At 61.9% G+C, this 16775-nt stretch carries 22 protein-coding genes and 1 pseudogene; 17 read left to right on the top strand and 6 right to left on the bottom strand.

What is annotated here, in order from left to right:
- Positions 1–17: 17 nt before the first annotated feature.
- Complete coding sequence (locus ACI766_RS12470; RefSeq protein WP_015648948.1) at positions 18–371, top strand: hypothetical protein; 354 nt, start codon at positions 18–20, stop codon at positions 369–371.
- An 83-nt stretch (positions 372–454) separates the two neighbouring features.
- Here ACI766_RS12470 and ACI766_RS12465 read toward each other — a convergent pair whose 3' ends face one another.
- A complete protein-coding gene (locus ACI766_RS12465; protein ID WP_009314063.1) occupies positions 455–1051 on the bottom strand; it encodes a hypothetical protein in 597 nt (198 codons plus the stop codon).
- Positions 1052–1091: 40 nt separating this feature from the next.
- Positions 1092–1436: a helix-turn-helix transcriptional regulator gene (locus ACI766_RS12460; protein ID WP_225030061.1), complete on the bottom strand. Its 345-nt coding sequence runs from the start codon at positions 1434–1436 to the stop codon at positions 1092–1094.
- On the opposite strand from ACI766_RS12460, the gene ACI766_RS12455 reads away from it, so the two are divergent.
- From ACI766_RS12455 to ACI766_RS12445, 3 genes are all read left to right on the top strand, one after another.
- A complete protein-coding gene (locus tag ACI766_RS12455; protein ID WP_019727220.1) occupies positions 1435–2085 on the top strand; it encodes a LexA family protein in 651 nt (216 codons plus the stop codon). The two genes, ACI766_RS12460 and ACI766_RS12455, sit on opposite strands and share 2 nt — an antisense overlap.
- A 133-nt stretch (positions 2086–2218) precedes the next feature.
- A complete protein-coding gene (locus ACI766_RS12450) occupies positions 2219–2470 on the top strand; it encodes a DUF1654 domain-containing protein (protein ID WP_019727221.1) in 252 nt (83 codons plus the stop codon).
- Positions 2471–3065: 595 nt separating this feature from the next.
- The gene (locus ACI766_RS12445) at positions 3066–3242 is read left to right on the top strand and encodes a hypothetical protein (protein WP_016561982.1); all 177 of its coding nucleotides are present in this window, start codon (positions 3066–3068) and stop codon (positions 3240–3242) included.
- A 61-nt stretch (positions 3243–3303) separates the two neighbouring features.
- Here ACI766_RS12445 and ACI766_RS12440 read toward each other — a convergent pair whose 3' ends face one another.
- The 3 genes from ACI766_RS12440 to ACI766_RS12430 are packed head-to-tail and all read right to left on the bottom strand — an operon-like array spanning position 3304 to position 5558.
- Entirely contained in the window at positions 3304–4266 is a 963-nt protein-coding gene (locus tag ACI766_RS12440) for an HNH endonuclease signature motif containing protein (RefSeq protein ID WP_153574798.1), read from the bottom strand.
- 18 nt (positions 4267–4284) lie between these two features.
- Positions 4285–5262, bottom strand: a complete 978-nt coding sequence (locus tag ACI766_RS12435) for a hypothetical protein (RefSeq protein ID WP_016561984.1) — start codon at positions 5260–5262, stop codon at positions 4285–4287.
- 8 nt (positions 5263–5270) lie between these two features.
- Positions 5271–5558 carry a nucleotide pyrophosphohydrolase gene (locus ACI766_RS12430; RefSeq protein WP_175595971.1) on the bottom strand — a complete coding sequence of 96 codons (288 nt, stop codon included), beginning with the start codon at positions 5556–5558 and terminating at the stop codon, positions 5271–5273.
- 178 nt (positions 5559–5736) lie between these two features.
- On the opposite strand from ACI766_RS12430, the gene ACI766_RS12425 reads away from it, so the two are divergent.
- From ACI766_RS12425 to ACI766_RS12380, 10 genes are all read left to right on the top strand, one after another.
- Positions 5737–5949, top strand: a complete 213-nt coding sequence (locus tag ACI766_RS12425; protein ID WP_016561986.1) for a hypothetical protein — start codon at positions 5737–5739, stop codon at positions 5947–5949.
- Between the two features lie 917 nt (positions 5950–6866).
- Positions 6867–7238 carry a carbon storage regulator CsrA gene (csrA, locus tag ACI766_RS12420; RefSeq protein WP_019682259.1) on the top strand — a complete coding sequence of 124 codons (372 nt, stop codon included), beginning with the start codon at positions 6867–6869 and terminating at the stop codon, positions 7236–7238.
- 517 nt (positions 7239–7755) lie between these two features.
- Complete coding sequence (locus ACI766_RS12415) at positions 7756–7902, top strand: hypothetical protein (RefSeq protein WP_019683257.1); 147 nt, start codon at positions 7756–7758, stop codon at positions 7900–7902.
- Complete coding sequence (locus ACI766_RS12410; RefSeq protein WP_003099037.1) at positions 7886–8107, top strand: hypothetical protein; 222 nt, start codon at positions 7886–7888, stop codon at positions 8105–8107. The genes ACI766_RS12415 and ACI766_RS12410 overlap by 17 nt, the downstream gene beginning before the upstream one ends.
- Positions 8104–8313 (top strand): hypothetical protein, encoded by a 210-nt coding sequence (locus ACI766_RS12405; RefSeq protein ID WP_009314056.1) that lies wholly within the window; start codon positions 8104–8106, stop codon positions 8311–8313. The genes ACI766_RS12410 and ACI766_RS12405 overlap by 4 nt, the downstream gene beginning before the upstream one ends.
- A gap of 10 nt (positions 8314–8323) precedes the next feature.
- Entirely contained in the window at positions 8324–9232 is a 909-nt protein-coding gene (locus ACI766_RS12400) for a YqaJ viral recombinase family protein (RefSeq protein WP_033970701.1), read from the top strand.
- 12 nt (positions 9233–9244) lie between these two features.
- Positions 9245–10144: a recombination protein RecT gene (recT, locus tag ACI766_RS12395; protein WP_019682741.1), complete on the top strand. Its 900-nt coding sequence runs from the start codon at positions 9245–9247 to the stop codon at positions 10142–10144.
- 6 nt (positions 10145–10150) lie between these two features.
- On the top strand, positions 10151–10351 hold the full coding sequence (locus ACI766_RS12390; RefSeq protein WP_003116739.1) for a hypothetical protein: 201 nt from the start codon (positions 10151–10153) through the stop codon (positions 10349–10351).
- Between the two features lie 11 nt (positions 10352–10362).
- A complete protein-coding gene (locus ACI766_RS12385; RefSeq protein ID WP_033970699.1) occupies positions 10363–11127 on the top strand; it encodes a hypothetical protein in 765 nt (254 codons plus the stop codon).
- Positions 11128–11130: 3 nt separating this feature from the next.
- The gene (locus ACI766_RS12380) at positions 11131–12876 is read left to right on the top strand and encodes an AAA family ATPase (RefSeq protein WP_033970697.1); all 1746 of its coding nucleotides are present in this window, start codon (positions 11131–11133) and stop codon (positions 12874–12876) included.
- A 100-nt stretch (positions 12877–12976) separates the two neighbouring features.
- Here ACI766_RS12380 and ACI766_RS12375 read toward each other — a convergent pair whose 3' ends face one another.
- Entirely contained in the window at positions 12977–13672 is a 696-nt protein-coding gene (locus ACI766_RS12375) for a hypothetical protein (protein ID WP_019682406.1), read from the bottom strand.
- Between the two features lie 120 nt (positions 13673–13792).
- Here ACI766_RS12375 and ACI766_RS12370 point away from each other — a divergent pair, with 120 nt between their 5' ends.
- From ACI766_RS12370 to ACI766_RS12360, 3 genes and pseudogenes are all read left to right on the top strand, one after another.
- Entirely contained in the window at positions 13793–14590 is a 798-nt protein-coding gene (locus tag ACI766_RS12370; RefSeq protein WP_019682405.1) for a hypothetical protein, read from the top strand.
- Complete coding sequence (locus tag ACI766_RS12365; protein WP_033970694.1) at positions 14587–16530, top strand: DNA cytosine methyltransferase; 1944 nt, start codon at positions 14587–14589, stop codon at positions 16528–16530. The genes ACI766_RS12370 and ACI766_RS12365 overlap by 4 nt, the downstream gene beginning before the upstream one ends.
- Positions 16527–16721: pseudogene (locus tag ACI766_RS12360) on the top strand (hypothetical protein); the annotation flags it as partial. The gene ACI766_RS12365 and the pseudogene ACI766_RS12360, both read left to right, overlap by 4 nt.
- Positions 16722–16775: the final 54 nt, after the last annotated feature.

The raw sequence follows: 16775 nt of genomic DNA, 5'->3' as shown, positions 1-16775 counted from the left end.
ATCGGAGTACAGCAGCAGTGGACGATGAAACCGATCTGCACATCCAACTCGCATACGATGTCGCATCGAGTGCCCTGGAGGAAGCCAATGCCGCCAACGACCTGCTGGTGATCCTGCTCCAGGCCGTTATGGCTACGCAGCCTGAAGCCACGAACCGGTTCCACCAGGCTGTGCACGACGCGCTGAACTCGACAGAACTCATTCGCAGCGACGCCTTCGAGAACAATGCTCGCCGGCTATGCGGGCTCATCGACGGCTCCTGCCCCACTCCATACTTCAACTCGCTGTTTCCGCGCAGTAGTGGAGCGCCGAACCAGCCCAAACGACCCACCCTCAAGGTCGTCCAGAAGTTGGAACCGAAGCCGAAGTAGCCACCAATACGCATCAGCAGTTGATGCGGCTCGTCGAAGAGCGCATCCCACTCCTCGTCGTTGATCTGGAAGGACGGCACGGATCACCCTTCGCCCGCCAGAACCGACTTGGCCATGCGGCTGAGCGTGGTGCATTTCGCCGCAGTGGAGTCCAGGGCGTTGATCAGGTCTGGAAGGAACTGGCCATCCCGCGCATCGAGGACCATGTCGTCGAAGACCCTGGTGCCGACGCCGGCGACATCACCGAGGCGACGCATCAGCGCGCCGAACACCTTCATGGCGTCCATGCCCTCGGCCACGACCGGGCGCACCGGGAGCAGCCCGTATCGGCCGGACAACTCCAGCAGCGCGCGTTCGCGCCAGGGTTGCTCCAGTGCCTGTACCCAGGACTCTTCAATCCAGGCTGGGATCTCGACGTCGCCGTCGAGCCAGCGTTCCACCCGCTTGCTCCAGTTCTTGTAGATCCGGGCGTAGTCGACGTGACTGGTGGCCGCCCCTTCCAGGGCCTTCAGGTCCGGGTAATCCTTGGCCCGGCAGCGTTCCGGCGCCCGCAGGTTCAGTTCGATGTTCAAGCGTTCGGCGAACCCGTCCTGCGACATGCTGGTCCGGGCGATCATGTCCTCGGCGATGGCGATCAGCACGGCATCGCGGGTTTCGTGTCGAGGATTCGACGTATGCATGGTGGCCCTCCTGGGCGACGATGGTTCGGCTCAGGGGCGATCAACTGGCCAGGCGCTCGGCGCCGGCCTCAGGTTCAGGGAAAACGTCCTCCAGGCTAAAGCTGGAGCCGCCGGCGTTTAACGCCGCGACAATACGACGGCACAGGTTCAACTCAGGAGTCCGTCGACCGGTCTCGTAGTGGGTAATTGCTCCCTGAGTGAGACCAACGCTTTTCGCTAGTTCGGTCTGGGTCAGGCCCGCCTGCTTGCGGGCGGCTTTCAAGGCGCTCATGGCTGCCCTCCGCTGGTGATCTTTTTTAAAAATACGTTTTGTATTTGAAAGAGGCAAGGATAAATACATGCCGTGCGTTGCACGAAATAATACGGGCTGTAGCATTTCGTCCATGAACGACTGGATTAAAGCCGTGCGCAGCGCCATGGCACAGCAGGGCATCACTCAGGACCAACTGGCGGAGCGCATTGGGAAGACGCAGGGCGCCGTCGGCCATTGGTTGAATGGACGGCGTGAGCCAGGCTTAGCGGATATCAATCAGATGCTTACCGTGCTAGGGCTTCCGCCGCTCGGCATTCAGATGCCCCAGGAGCGCTTGCAAAACGTAGAGATGGCCCTACAGCCATCGCGCGCGCCGCAGACTTACCCACTGATCAGTTGGGTTGCTGCTGGCCAGCGCGCATACTCGCCAGACAACTTCGCCCCAGGCAGTGCTGAGGATTGGCTGCCCTCAACAGAGAATGCCGGCCCGCACGGTTACTGGCTGATCGTTAAGGGGCCGTCGATGACCTCGATCACCGGGCCGAGCTTCCCAGATGGCACGCCGATCCTGATCAAACCGGAAGGGTTCGACCTGGTCAGTGGAAAGTTCTATATCGCCCGACACCGAGATGGTGAGAGCACCTTCAAACAATACATCTACGACGCCGGGCGTGAGTACCTAGTGCCGCTCAATCCAAAGTTCGAACAGCTTGAGATGGACGATGCTTGGGACGTGATTGGGCGCGTCATCGACTCGAAAGCGCCAAGAGGTGTCCTGTAGCTCTGACTGCTCATGGGGAGCGCACCGATACAGCTAGTTGCATGAAGCCCGCGTTGTGCGGGCTTTTCTCTTCCTGCTTGCGGAAAAGTCTTACTCGAAATACTGTATATTCATACAGCAAAGGAGAGCACGCATGGCCCGCAAAGCGCTCGTGCAACACACCCCTTCCCCTTATGAGCTACTCGCCCTGCGGATCCAGACGCAATTGCTGACGCCGCGCGCGCAACTGGAGCGCCGGTCGGTCATCTCGCGCATGCCGGGCGAACCAGAGGACGCCTGGTTGCAGTTGCTCGACGAGCTGGCCCAGGAAGATTCGCTGACGATCACGCATCGCCTGGATGGGTCCGTCGAGCTAGCCTGGCCACACCCTGCCACCGACTGGTAATCGCCCCTCCCTAGAAGAGCCCGCCTCGCGCGGGCTTTTTCATGCCTGAAGAAAAATAAAATACAAAGCGTATTGACGATTACAAATACGTTTTGTATTTTTGAACCACGCCCAACGACGAACCACCGGGCCAGGCCACCGAGCCGCGCTCTTTCACAACCCGCGCCATGAACAGCTAGCCGCAATGCGGCGAGGCAGCCCCGGCCATCACCCGTGGGGCGACAGAAAGTCGGGTGAGCAACATCAACAGCAGAACGCATCGCCTCTGCGGCGACCGGCGATCAGATAGGTGCTGAGGCAACACCTACCAACGCGATGGCGACCCTTGCTCAGGGCGACCAGAGACGGCTGATCGAGGGCGAAATGCCCGAACCGTGTGAACGACCCGCATGCGATGCGTCCCGCCACCCCGGCGGTAATGGGCAAGAATCTGGCTGCGCCGCGCGGCGATCGGCGCTGCAGTCAGGGGAATGACAGCAATGAGCAACACCCGCGGGTTGTAGAAGCCCAGTAGGCGAATGCGGGAGCAACACCGATTTCCTTGATGCCCTTCCACCGAGGGGCATCCGGGAAACCACAGCAGAAGGAAACATCCATGAGTTTCAAGAAAGGCCAGTCCGTGATCCTGACCAACCCGCGGGGCGAGGAGAAGAGCGGTAAATTCCTGCGAATCGAGAACCTGGGGCACCGCCGCGGTGGCGGTGAGTATTTAGTGGTCGAGATCGCCGGTAAGGAACTGAAAGCTCGAGCCAGCAAGGTCAAGGCCGCCTGAACCAAAAGCCCGCCGCAGGGCGGGCATCTCTCAGGTGCCAGTAATGGACGTCTTCAACATTTCACTTGAACTGGGATGCGTACTCAAGCAGTTCCTGGTTCAACTCGTCCGCGTTTGGAGCGTAATGAGCCTCGCGATGACAGTTGGGACACAAGGCGACGCAAGTCCAAGGCCTGTCGCTGCTATCCACGCCCAGAATGTGGTGAATATCCAGAAAGCTTGAGAAGTCTCGCCTAGCTCCGCAGCTCTGTCGCTCACAGCACCCATTCGCCCGATCGTGCACCTTTCGACGAACCTTTGGATCCCGTCGTATCGCAGAACGGATAATGGAGATCCGTGTCCCTTTATCTCGTCCGTACATCCAGGTGCCGGAGACCGGACAATCATCAAAAGTATCATCAACACCTTCGATCAACGCCGGCAACCCTACCAGGTCAAGCACTCCAGGCCACGTCCATAGAACATCTGCCACGTTATGAGCAGCAGGACGTCTATCATCCTGCAACCAGACTGTCGGACTCGAGCCATTCCGTGCGTGGTTCTTTTTCAACCGACCCAACTGGCCAGCTCGGAGCAACTCATCGCTGACCTCGCTTTGGCGTTTCCAAATAGGAGTAATAGCTTCGACCGGTACCAGTGCGGCATAGACGATGAAGCTGCCATCACGCTGGACTATGAGGTTATGGGTGATTCCATGCTGCCGATCTCGGTCAACGATGTATGCCAGGGTTGCATCCCAGCCACCTGGCCGCAGACGGGCCTGGAGTTGTGCTGCGGAGAACAGGCGCTCATTGGCATTTCGCCCCTCCCGCCGCCAGCACAAGCGAACTCTCATTCTGAGGCGTTCACCATCAGGAGAGATAGCGGACACCAACTGCTGAACTGCGGTGCCGGTCTGGATGCGCTGGTCCTCGCTCACGACAAAGCCACGCGAGCTTAAAAACGGGGCAATCGCATCTCTGGAGATCTGTTCCGCAAAAAGACTTTCAGACCCACGAAACTCGCGCGCAGCTCCTTTTGCCACGGTATGTCTCCCTGACCATTACGAGTAGTTATGGTGGTGGTTTCGGTGCCACTCGAAGTAAGGAACGGCATCCTCTTTCCAGGCGAGGCACTTCCTGCCAACGAGGCTGGATACAACACCCTGAATCGACGGAACGATTTTCAGCGCCGGCCCCTGCTGGATCGTACCGGTACTGTCTATGAATACGTAGCCGTTTTCGAATAGGCGATCACAACCCAGGAGGCAGACCGGCATGACGTTGGCGAGGTCTTTCTTCATCCCCGGTGGGCACGAGTGACGCTTGCGAATGTGCCCGATTACCAGCAGGTCCACCGGCAGGTCCCGGCCACACAACGCACAGCATTCCGAAGCCTTATTGCTGAGCAGGATGGTTCGCAACAACGCCTGCTCTTTTCGGCGCTTGACCGCCGCGGGCACATCGAGTTCATCGCCGAGATGCTTGAACGCCTCCTTCGCTGCCTCGACATCACGGACCGAGGTGAGCACGCTTCCCGTGCTGGACTCCAGTCCAAGCTCCTCGATGATCCTCGCGCTCAACTCTGGATAGTGGACCGTGAAACTCTGCACGATGTTGGCCGGGTTGTAGCCCGCGACCTGGTTGTAGTCGAGGATACTGATCTGGATGGGCTCCAGGTCGGTGAGAAAATAGACGAACTCCCAAGGCTGCTCCCCTGGGGGAGTTTCCCAAAGCTGTCTGGCCAGTTCGGGCAGGCGCTTCTTGTACGCAATCGTCCCTCGGCGGAAGAACTCTTTTTTCCGATAGAACAGCGCGACATCGCCGACATCCATCTGGTGCCATTTCTTCTCGTTGACCGCCTTCTTGCCCTGAGTGACGCCCCAGACGGCGACAGCTTCGGGAAAGGTACGCTTGAAGTCTGCCCGATCATCCTCATCCAGATACGGAAGGATCCGGCTGGTTTCCACCAGCCTGTCGATGGTATTGAGGTAATGATCGTAAGCGTCGTTGCTGGAGCATGGCTGTAATACGAGTTGCATGTCGTCCCTTACAGTTCGGTGTATTTCTTCGCATTCCCCCTGGCCTTGTGCGCAGGGTACTTAGCCTCATTCTTGGCCAGCTTGTTGAGGATCGCCTCCTGGAGATCGATACCCAGATTGTCCGCGAGCTCGATCAGGTAGGCCGCCACATCCGCGACCTCATCGGCGATCTCTTCCTTGGCCTGCACGACATAGGCTTCACTCTCTTCCATGGTCTTCCACTGGAAGTGCTCGAGGAGTTCACTGGCCTCGAGACTGATGGATATAGCCAGATTCTTCGGATTGTGGAACTGCATCCAGTCACGTTCGTCCCTGAACTGCCTGATGCGCTCCTGAATGAGCTTCAAATCCACGTGAGAACTCCTATTTTCTGCCTGAACGCATAGTAGCGCCAATCAGACCCGATGCCCCAGCGCTGCAGCCCTCGCAAGCCGGAAAGACCACCCCATCCTTCCCTCCTCTGGAGACACTCCCATGAAGAAGCACGCCAACCCGGCGGCAACCGTTGCTGCCTGGAATTCCGCATACCCCGTCGGCACCGAGGTCGACTACCGATTCCATCGCGGCGCGGCGCCGAAGCGCACCCGTACCACTACTGAAGCCCAGATCCTCGGCGGACACACCGCTGTCGTCTGGCTCGCGGGCGTGTCCGGTTGCGTTGCCTTATCCCACTGCGAGCCGGCCTGAACGTGGCGTGCAGAAACTTCCCCAGCGACAAAGACGAGCAGTGGGACCACGCTGAAAGCGGGTTCGCCCCCAAATTCTGTTTTGCCAATGCTTGATTTGGGACTATCTGGTAGGGGCCTCGAACGAATCTCGATAGGACTTGAAAGCCTCTATCGCATGCTCATTTCTATTATTTCCGTCAGAGTCATCGACCATCCTTTCCTCTGGCGTCTTGCCTCCATAGTAGTCTTCGAACCAACTGAAGTACTGCAACCTGATAGAGCCAGGGTGAAACTTACTATCAAGCGCCTTCCACCAAGTCAAACAGGCTGGGCAAGGTGGAAGCTCCGTGAAGCATATAATTGTTCGGACTCCTCGCGCATAGAGTTCTTTTCCGATAGGGCCGGGAGAATTCTGCATCCCAAGTATCATTATATTGGTAAGCGGAGGCTCCCAATTGGCCCTAACACATCGCTCCAAGGCAACCCGCTCGCTGTGGAGCCCAGCTGATCCAGCAGGGGTGCTTGAAGCCTTATGGTCTTTTCCAATTCGCGCATTGTTATTATCAAGCAACCTTATTGCGCCGAAACATTTTCCCAACCTAATATCACCCGACCTTCCACGACCTTTTCGTGCTTTATAAGCGACAACATCAACCCCACGAAAATCAACGCCCTCAACATCGAGCGGCTCGAAGCTAATCGCCATATCGACAACCTCCCTGTTGTGCTCGCAACTATATATACGCACCAACTCAGGGATTCATTGTAGTCATACTCAAGACCACCCATAGAACAAAAAACCAGCAGCATAATTCTCATTTGAAATAAATCCCTTTCCCCCTCCCGCTTGCAGTTTCCAATGCGGGCGACCGACCTCTACCACCGCGATCCGAGATAGATCGGTTGCTCTCGAAATCCCTCGAACGGAGTTACGCCATGTTGATCTTGACCCGCCGCCACGGCCAAACCCTGCATATCGGCGACAACATCACCGTCACGGTCCTGGGCAGCCAAGGCGACCAGGTGCGCCTCGGCATCACCGCCCCGGACGACGTCGCCATTCACCGCTCCGAGATCTACCAGCAGATCGGCAACGTCCGTCCGGTGCCGCCGGCGGAACTGGTCGAAGCCTGGAACCGAGAGCACCCGGCGCCCGCGCTGATCGAGTACCGCCCGTACCGAGGGGCCGAACCACAGCGCACCCGCACCGTCGGCCGGGCCAGCGTGTCGCTTGGCGGGGCGGCGGTTATCTGGATCGAAGGCCAGTCGGCGCCGGTGGCGTTGCGAGCCTGCACCGCGATCTCCTGACTTCGGCGCCTGGCCCATTGCCGGGCGTTTAACCCACGGCGAGCGCCCGCCGGTCCAACGGCGCGCACAACGGAGGATCTCGATATGTAGCCCAGCCCCAACGGCAGATCGCCAACATGCGGTCGAGCCTGTACCCAACCGCTTTCACATAAGGCGGTGCATGTAAGTGGAGACAGGGCGCTTGGCGGCGCCCTTCTCTTTCCTGCTCCTGGCATAGCCAGGGCGTAGCGGGGAGTGATTTGAATGCGTAGGTCGATGCGCAATGGGACGTGGCTGACTCATGAGGATGGCTCAAGCAAATAAGCCAGCTCGATGCCGCCTAAGAAGCGCCTTACGCCGGAGATCGACACCGGCCAGATCACTCCCCGCTGCGCATGCAGCGTTCCCCCTCTTCGCCCGGCTCCGGCCGGGCTTTTTTCAACCTCCATTCGAGAGCACCCACCACTGCGCCCCACCGAGCACGACTGCCGTGTGCCTGGGTGCTGCCGAATGCAGGTGAACCACGGAGAGCATCCCGATGTGGACATACCGCGAGCGCCGCAACCGCGCGGCTTTCAGCAGCGCCCAACACGCCTGGGACTTCGCCAGAGACCCGCTCTGGGACCAGCCGGACCCGGAGCCCGACGACGAAGAGCAGGAGGATGACGATGGCCTGGGCGAATGAACGCGCCGAGGGCGTGATCGAGGAAGCGATCGTCGCAATGCGTCGTTCGGTGATCCCGCGCCACGACCAGTTGGTATGGCGCGGCCAAATCGAGATGGCCTACACGCTGGACGCCATCGGCACCCGGCAATACGACGACATGCGCCGCCGGCTCGACGCCGCAGCGGATGCGAGACAGCAAGAACTGAGGAGCATCGACCTATGACCACCCGCCCCGTTCGCTCGATCATCGACGACCAACTCGACGATATCGAAGAGTTTGCCGGAAAGAGCATCCGCCAGGCCGTCGAGTTGGCCAACCGTCACGGCTACAACAACCCGTTCTTCGCCGACATATGCGGCGACCTCTGCGTTCTGCGCTTCCGGCGCAGCTCCCGCCTTCACGCGACAACCACCCTCACCCTGAAATGAGACCAGCCCCATGACTGCAGCTCTCGCATCGGTCGGCGCGCTCGACCGCACCAAGTACCTTGGCGGCAGCGATGTCGCCGGCATCCTCGGCATCAGTCCCTGGCGCACTCCGTTGGACGTGTACCTAGATAAGGTCCAGCCGCGCACCGGTCCCGTCGACCCGGCGAAGCAGAAGATTTTCACCCGTGGCCAGCGGATGGAGCCCTACGTCATCGACCTGCTGGCCGAAGAGACCGGCCTGAAGATCGTCGGCCGCGGTAACCGCTACCGCGACCAGCAGCACGACTTCATGGCCGCCGAGATCGACGCCGAGGCCGCCAGCGGCGAAAACATCGAGATCAAGACGGTCAGCCCATTCAAGGCAAAGGACTGGGGTGAGGTTCAGACCGATGCCATTCCAGTCCACTACACCGCCCAGGCCATGCACGGCCTGATGGTCACCGGCCGCCAGGTCTGCATCTTCGGCGTGCTGATCGGCGGCGACGACTTCCGCGTGTACCGCGTCGAGCGGGACGACGAAACCATCGCGGCGATTCGCGAGAAGGAGATCGAGTTCTGGGGACGCATCCAGCGCCTGGATCCGCCCGAAGCAACCGCTGTCAGCGACATCCTCCGGCTGTTCGAACGTGATGCCGGAACCAGCATCGAGGCCGATGGCAAGGTCGTGGAGGTGTTCAACCGCCTGCGCGAACTGAAAGCCAAGGCCAAGGGCCTGGAGTACGAGATCGAGTCCGCAGAGGAGCGCATCAAGCTCTTCATGCAGGACCACGCCCAACTCACGATCAACGGCAAGTCGGTACTGACGTGGAAGTCCCAGACCACCAACCGCTTCGACCAATCCGCCTTCAAGGAAGCCCACCCCGCGCTGTTCGAGCAGTTCAAGAAGACCAGCGAATCCCGCGTTTTCCGCCTCAAGTAACCGGAGCCCAGCATGTCCGCAACCGCCCTGAAAGCCGCCGCGACCGGCAATGTCGCCAACAACGGTCAGCCGAAAACGCTGGCCCACCTGATGACTGACCCGAAGATCAAAGCCCAGATGGCCCTGGCGCTTCCGAAGCACATGACCGCCGACCGACTCGCGCGCATCGCGCTGACCGAGATCCGCAAAGTACCAGCCCTGGCGAAATGCAATCAGGAGAGTTTCCTCGGCGCCGTGATGCAATGCGCGCAGCTCGGCCTGGAACCGGGTAACGCTCTCGGCCATGCCTACCTGCTGCCGTTCGGCAACGGCAAGGCGAAAGATGGCCTGTCGAACGTCCAGTTGATCATCGGCTACCGCGGGATGATTGACCTTGCCCGGCGCTCCGGCCAGATCGTTTCGCTCACCGCGCGCACCGTGCACCAGAACGACCAGTTCAGCTATCGCTACGGCCTCGACGAAGACGTCCAGCACGTTCCGGGAGAAGGTGAACGCGGCGTCATGACCCACGTCTACGCGGTCGCCAAGTTGAAAGACGGCGGTGTGCAATTCGAGGTCATGAGCAAGGCCGACGTCGACAAAGTACGCGCCACCAGCAAGGCATCCGGAAACGGGCCTTGGGTCACCCACTACGAAGAGATGGCCAAGAAGACCGTCATCCGCCGGCTGTTCAAGTACCTGCCGGTCAGCATCGAGTTGCAGACCGCAGTCACCCTGGACGAACGCGCCGACGCTGGATTGGACCAGGACAACGCGTCCATCCTCACCGGCGAATACAGCGTTGTTGACGACCAGTCTCAGGACCAGGTCCCGGACGGCGTGAACACCGAGACGGGCGAAATCACCGAACCCGCCCCGGGCCAGCAGCCGGACACCAGCGACACCGGCACCGACGAGCTCAACCTCGAGTAACCGGCCATGCCCAGCCTCACTGTCCTTGAGCGGTACGGCCAGGTCGGGGAGTTCGCCGCGCTACTCGGCGCGGCCGAGCTCAACGCCGCTACGGACTGGGACGAGCAGTTCCTGGCCGACCTCCGCAGCAACTTCCAGCGCTACGGCGCCCACACCTACCTCAGCGACGCCCAACTCGAGCAGTTGGAGCGGATTGCCAACGAATAGGACCCTTCCCGATGAGCAACAACCCGCACTTCATGAACATGACCGCCGACACGCTCGGCAAAAGCTTGCTGCAGGGTCTGATCCAGGAAATCCGGATCATGCCGGACTGCTGGCAGAAGCTTCCCGAGGCCAAGCAGCAGGACATCATCGACCGACTGGAGCGCCAGGTACGGAATGCCGCCACCATCGCGGTCCACACCATTGCCGGCAGCGATCGCGACACGGTCTACGGCAAGCTCGAATCCTTCACCGCCAAGGACAAGGTGAAAGCGGTCTTCACCGTGAGCCCCAGCAGCCCGAACCAGGAGCAACTCTTTGGTGCTGTGCACCAGGACTGTCTGCTGATCATCGGCGGCGCCGCTGAGTTCCTCGACGGCATGAAGGACGTGAAGGCGGATCCGGACCAGAACCCGCTGGACCTGAATGGCGGCGACGGCGACATGGAAGACCCCGGCGCCTGGGGCGGTATGCAACCAGCAGACGACAGCGACGTCGTCGATGCCGAGTTCCAAGAGCTGCCGCAACTCACCGTCGAGCGCTTCGCCGGCCACACCCTGGGCGAGATCGCCATCGGCGTCGCCACCAAGAAGGACGTGTTCGACGCGGCCTGGCTGCAATCGCGCTTCGCTCTCACCACCGAGGAAGCCGAGCGCGTCGTTCTCCAGCTGCTGAACCAGGGCGTCATCGTGCTCGAGCAGGAGAACGAGGAATCCCGCGAGTTGAACACTTACCGCGTCGTCAAGAAGCCGGGGGATATCGCCCTCGACCTGGAGTGAGCCATGCGCATCACGAAACTCGAAATCACCAACTTCCAAGGGCTGCGTCATGCGGCCCTTGATGTTTCTGCGCCGGTGCTCCTGGTGGCCGGCCACAACGGCGCCGGCAAGAGTTCGCTGCTCGACGCCATCAGCCACGCCTTCACCGGCAAGCCCGGCCGCGTTGCGCAGAAGCAGCATATCGGCCAACTGATCACCGAGGGCGCCAAGAAGGGCGAGGCCCGTGTCGAGTGGCTGGACGAATCCGGCGAGGTGCAGGCCTGCGGCGTCGCGCTGCCCAGCGGCAAAGGCTCCCCGCTCGCCGACTCGCCGTTCCTGCCGTTCGTGCTCGACGCCAGCCGCTTCGCCGCCCTGGACGCCAAAGATCGCCGCCGGGTGCTGTTCGACCTGACCGGCGCCAGTGCCAGCCCGGCCGAGGTCTCCAAGCGCCTGGAGGCCAAGGGCATCGACCTGGCGCTGTTCGAGAAGGTGAAGCCCCTGCTCCGCTCCGGGTTCCCGGCCGCGGTTGAGCAAGCCAAGGCCTACGCCAGCGAATCGCGAGGCGCCTGGAAGGCGATCACCGGCGAGAACTACGGCAGCGAGAAGGCCGTCGACTGGGCGCCGGAGTTGCTGGCCACCGTGGTCACCGAAGACCAGGTCGCCGAGGCCGGTAAGAACCTGCAACTGCTCGAGGACGATCTGGCCGAGGCCCAGCAGGCCCTGGGCGCCAGCAAACAGGCCCGCCAGGCTGCCGACGGCCGTGCCCAACGCATCGCCCAGCTGCGCGAGCTCGCCGAACTGGAGCCGCGCCGCCGCAACAAGCTGACCACGGACCAGCAGAACCAAGACGAGTGGTCCGAGAAGGTCATGGCCGCCGAACTGGCGTCGGCCGGCAGCGTGCCGCACCAGCCGCTGACCTGCCCCCACTGCCAGGGCGCGGTCGACCTGCAGGCCGGGACCCTGGTGGTGCACCAGCCGCCGGAACAGATCGCCGACGCGGAAGCCGCCCGCCGGCTGTCGGAGTATCGCGGCTATCTGGCCAGCGCCCAGCGCGCCGTCGCGAACAGCCAGCGGGACCTGGACGAGTGCCTGGCCGCCGCCGAGCAGATCAAGGCCCTGGAAGCAGAGTCCGTCGAAGCGCCCAGCGCCGAGGCGATCGCCAACGGCGAGCAGGCCATCAACGAACTGCGACAGGCCCGCGACGCGAGCCGCGCGAAGCTGGTCGCCCTGCAGGAAGCCCTGGAAGCCGCTACCCAGCGCGAGGCCTCGATCGCGAAAGCGCGGGCCGCGCACCAGGACGTGGTGGCGTGGACCGGCATGGCCGACGCGCTGTCACCGACCGGCATTCCGGCGGAGATCCTCGCCGATGCCATCGGTCCGGTGAACGACACGCTGAAGCGCCTGGCAGGCACCGCCGGCTGGTCGCCCGTGCAGATCAGCTCCGACATCGACGTCACGTTCGGCGGCCGGCTGTACGGCCTGCTGTCCGAGTCGGAGCGCTGGCGGTGCGACACGACCATCGCTTTGGCCATCGCGACGATCTCCGGGCTACGCCTGGCGCTGCTGGATCGCTTCGACGTACTGGATGTCCCTGCCCGCACTCAGCAGGCGATGAAGCTGTTCCAGAGCCTGGCCGCCGGCGGCGAGATCGACACGCTGATCGTCGCCGGCACGCTCAAGGAACCGATGGCGAAGACGCCGAGTTGGCTACAGGCGGTCTGGATCGACGCCGGGCAACTCGGCGGCCAACAGCAACAGGCTGCGGCCTGACCCTCGATACAGCGCCCCACCCGGGGCGCTTTCTCTTTCAGCACGCACCGGAGTGGGTGTTCGACGCTGTGGGCGCATGGAGTCAGCACGGGCGGCGTGATCAGCTAAGAAAGTCTATGAGCTTCGATCCGAGCGGAGTAGTCCGTCCAGCGAGCATCCCTTCTCTGCTCATGGTCGCAGCAAGACTTTCGATACTTATAAGGCCGCGTTGATATAGGTCCTTCCATATAGCGTTTCGGATTTCTTCATGGCCTTTCAATTCTGGGATCCCGAGATCAACGACGCTCGTTAACCCGCCCATGTTCCAGTTCGGAATCGTGATGTCATGTTCAGCAAACCACTTAGTTGGGTTGTAGAAGAGTTTCAGAAGCTTGATGTGGGTAGGTGTGCAGACATCTACAAAGTTGAGGAAGAGCTGACGGTAGTCGTCAGGTGGACAGGTCGGTAAGGCAGAGTTTTTTATCGCATTCCGTAGCGCCTTGAGCTTCTCTTCCTCATGGTTGCGCAAGGTGATGGAGCAGACCTCAGAAACGGTGCTGATGAAGGCATCGTTTTCCTGTAGCCCATCAATGGTCACGACGCCTTTTTCCAGCAGGTCGTTGATAACCTCGCCGATTTGAACCATCGCCTCCGTTCTCCGCTTATTGAGCGGGGATTCCAGCACCGAGTTGAAGACCTCAGCAAGTGCTCCGCCGGCGACTGGGATCGCCCCCAAAGTCACTCGAGCCAGCCTATGAAACTTCTCTGAGTCTGGTTCGTTCGCAGGGTCAAACGCGTCAGTATCAATTTTGTCCACGAGTTCCCCCTTCCTTGATCCGGCCCTATGCCGGGCCACCCAACTCTAGCCCCAACGACATCATTGCGCCATCACGCATGGCGCAGTGCATCGTCACGTTCGCGAAAAGGAACCCGCCGTATGAGCAGTCAGGTCGACATCATCAAGCCCGAATCGCGCATCGTGGTCCAGTTCAGTTGCGGCGCGGCCTCTGCGGTCGCCGGCAAGCTGGCCCTGGCCCAGTACGGCGATACCCACGACGTCCAGTTCCTCAATGCCTACCTGGCCAACGAGCATCAGGACAACCGGCGCTTCCTTGCTGACTGCGAGGTCTGGACTGGCCGGAAAATCACGGTGCTGCGTGACGAAAAGTACGGCGCCGACGTGCTCAACGTCTTCCGCCGCGAGCGCTACATGAAGGGCCGTACCGGCGCGCCCTGCACCAAGCTGCTGAAGCGACGCCTGCTGGACGCCTGGAAGCGTCCCGGCGACGTGATGGTGCTCGGCTTCACGGCAGAAGAAGTACACCGCCTGGACGACTTCCGGGAGCGGAACCCCGACCGCCCGGTGATCGCGCCGCTGATTGAGCGCGGCCTGGGCAAGGAGGACTGCAAAGCCATCATCGCGCGCGCCGGCATCGAACTGCCGGCCATGTACCGCCAGGGCTACGAGAACGCGAACTGCATCGGCTGCGTGAAAGGCGGAGAAGGCTACTTCCGGGCGATCCGGGAGGACTTCCCCGAGCAGTTCGAAGCCCTGTGCATGGTGCAGGACGAGCTCGGCCCGGGTTCGTACCTCTTCCGCAACCGCCAGACCCAGGAACGCTACTCGCTCCGCGACCTTCCCTCCGGGCCGATCCGCCGCAACGAAGCCATTCCGGCGTGCAGCTTCTTCTGCGAGCTCGCCGAGGCCGACATCATCCATAAGGAGCCGGCATGAACTGGCATATCACCTACGGCTCGGTTTGCAGCGGCATCGAGGCCGCGAGCGTGGCCTGGCACATGCTGGGGTTTCGCGCCAGTTGGTTCGCAGAGATCGAACCCTTCCCGTCCGCCGTGCTGGCCCATCGCTGGCCGGCGGTACCCAACCTGGGCGACATGATCAAGCTCGCCCGCGAGGTGCTGCTGGGAATCATCGCTGCGCCGCTGATCCTGGTGGGCGGCACGCCGTGCCAGGACTTCTCCGTAGCCGGCATGCGCGCCGGCCTGGCCGGCGAGCGCGGCGCCCTGACAATGAAATTCGTGGAGCTCGCAGATGCAATTGACCATGTTCGACCAGACGGAGACGAGTGCGTCGTCGTCTGGGAAAACGTCCCCGGCGTCCTGTCCGACAAAGGCAACGCGTTCGGCAACTTCCTCGCAGCCCTGGTGGGCGAATCCGAAGCGCTGGAGCCGTCAGGGCCCCGATGGACGAACGCTGGTTGTGTGTATGGACCCCGCCGAGCAGCCGCATGGCGGGTTTTGGATGCCCAATATTTCGGACTGGCCCAACGACGCAAGCGTGTGTTCGTTGTCGCAAGTGCTCGAGCAGACTTCGATCCCGCAGCGGTACTTCTTGAGCGCGAGGGCCTGCGCAGGGATCATCCGCCGCGCCGAGGCGAGGGGCAAGACCTTGCCGGACACGCTCCTTTCGGCCCTGCGCTCCAGTGCGGTTGCGGATACCTCTTCGACCTGAGCCTTGGTCAGTGGGGCTGCCCGAACTGCGAGGGCGACGAAGGGCCGGCCGTCGAGGTGATGGCCGGCGTCCCTGCCTTCGGCGGCGAGAACCAGGGTGGCTCGCTGTTCCAGGCCGGCGCGCTGACCGCGCATGGCGTTCGGAACGACTTCGCATCCGAGACATTCTGCGTGGCGCCGACCTTGGCGGGAGGCGGGCGGAAATCCGGCGGCTACAGCCTGGACGATATCCCGACCGTCGCCGGCACGCTCCAATCGAACGGAAAGGCAGCCGGCAGCGCGACACAACAGGACGCCGAGTCCGGCCTGCTGGTCGTACATGGCACGCAAGATCCTGACGTCGTTCAAGATTGCGCCCACACGCTGGGCAGGAACCACGGCCAGGAAAATGCCGTATTCGACCCGAACCAGATCACCAGCGCGACAAACCGTAGCCAACCCACTCCCGGGCTGTGCCACACACTGCCGGCATCGAGTCAGCCACCCATTGCCTTCAGTTGCAAGGACTACGGTGCCGATGCCGGCGACGTTTCGCCAACGCTACGCGCCATGGGCCACGGTGAGAGCCACGCCAATGCCGGCGGCCAGGTCGCTATCGCATATCCACTGCTTGAGGTCGGCAAGCGGACAGGTAGAAGCACATTTGACCCGCGCGCCGGGCTGGGCGTCGGCGCGGAGAACGATCCGATGTTCACGCTGCAGGCCAGCGCGCAGCACGGCGTCTGCGTCACCGGCGACATCACCCACACCCTGAAAGCAGAAGGCTTCGACGCCAGCGAGGACGGAACTGGTCGCGGGCAGCCGATTGTCGCGGATGTAGCCCCCACGCTCCGATCAGGCAATTTCAGGAACCACAGCAACCCGGCCACCGAGGCTGACAGCCTGGTGGTTGCCTCGGCAGTGCGTCGCCTCACCCCCCGCGAGTGCGAGCGCCTACAGGGATTCCCCGACGACTACACCCTGATCCCCTGGGCGGCGTATCAGAAGGCAATGCGCGCCGCCGAGGCCAGCCTGCCGCGCACAGCGACGCAGGATGAAGTACTGCGTGCGCGGATCGCCGCACTGTACGCCTGCGACGTGAGCAAGGAAGCAGCCGACGAGTGCCCTGACGGCCCGCGCTACAAGGCGATCGGAAACTCGAAGGCGGTCCCCGTCGTGCGCTGGATCGGACGGCGCATTCAACAGCAACTGGAGAGAACCGCATGAACACCGAACAGTTCATTCGAAACGCGGCCGCGCGCGGGCTTTCCCGGCGCGCCACCCGGCTGGCGCTGGGCATCGGCCCATGGGTATTCCGCGAAATGCTGACCCTGATGCCGGACATCGAGTGGCCAGCACGCGGATGCTCAGCCGACCACCAGCGTGCGAACGAGCAGAAGCGCGGACGCTGCACACCGGTGAAGCCGCTGCACTGGTCGAGCGGCGATGCGAACCCCGGCAGCTTCCAGTCC

The sequence above is a fragment of the Pseudomonas sp. DL genome, from assembly GCF_047199225.1.
GTDB classification, from domain to species: Bacteria; Pseudomonadota; Gammaproteobacteria; order Pseudomonadales; family Pseudomonadaceae; genus Pseudomonas; species Pseudomonas aeruginosa.
Note: the sequence above shows the minus strand (reverse complement) of the source record. Positions and strands in the feature narration are given on the sequence as shown.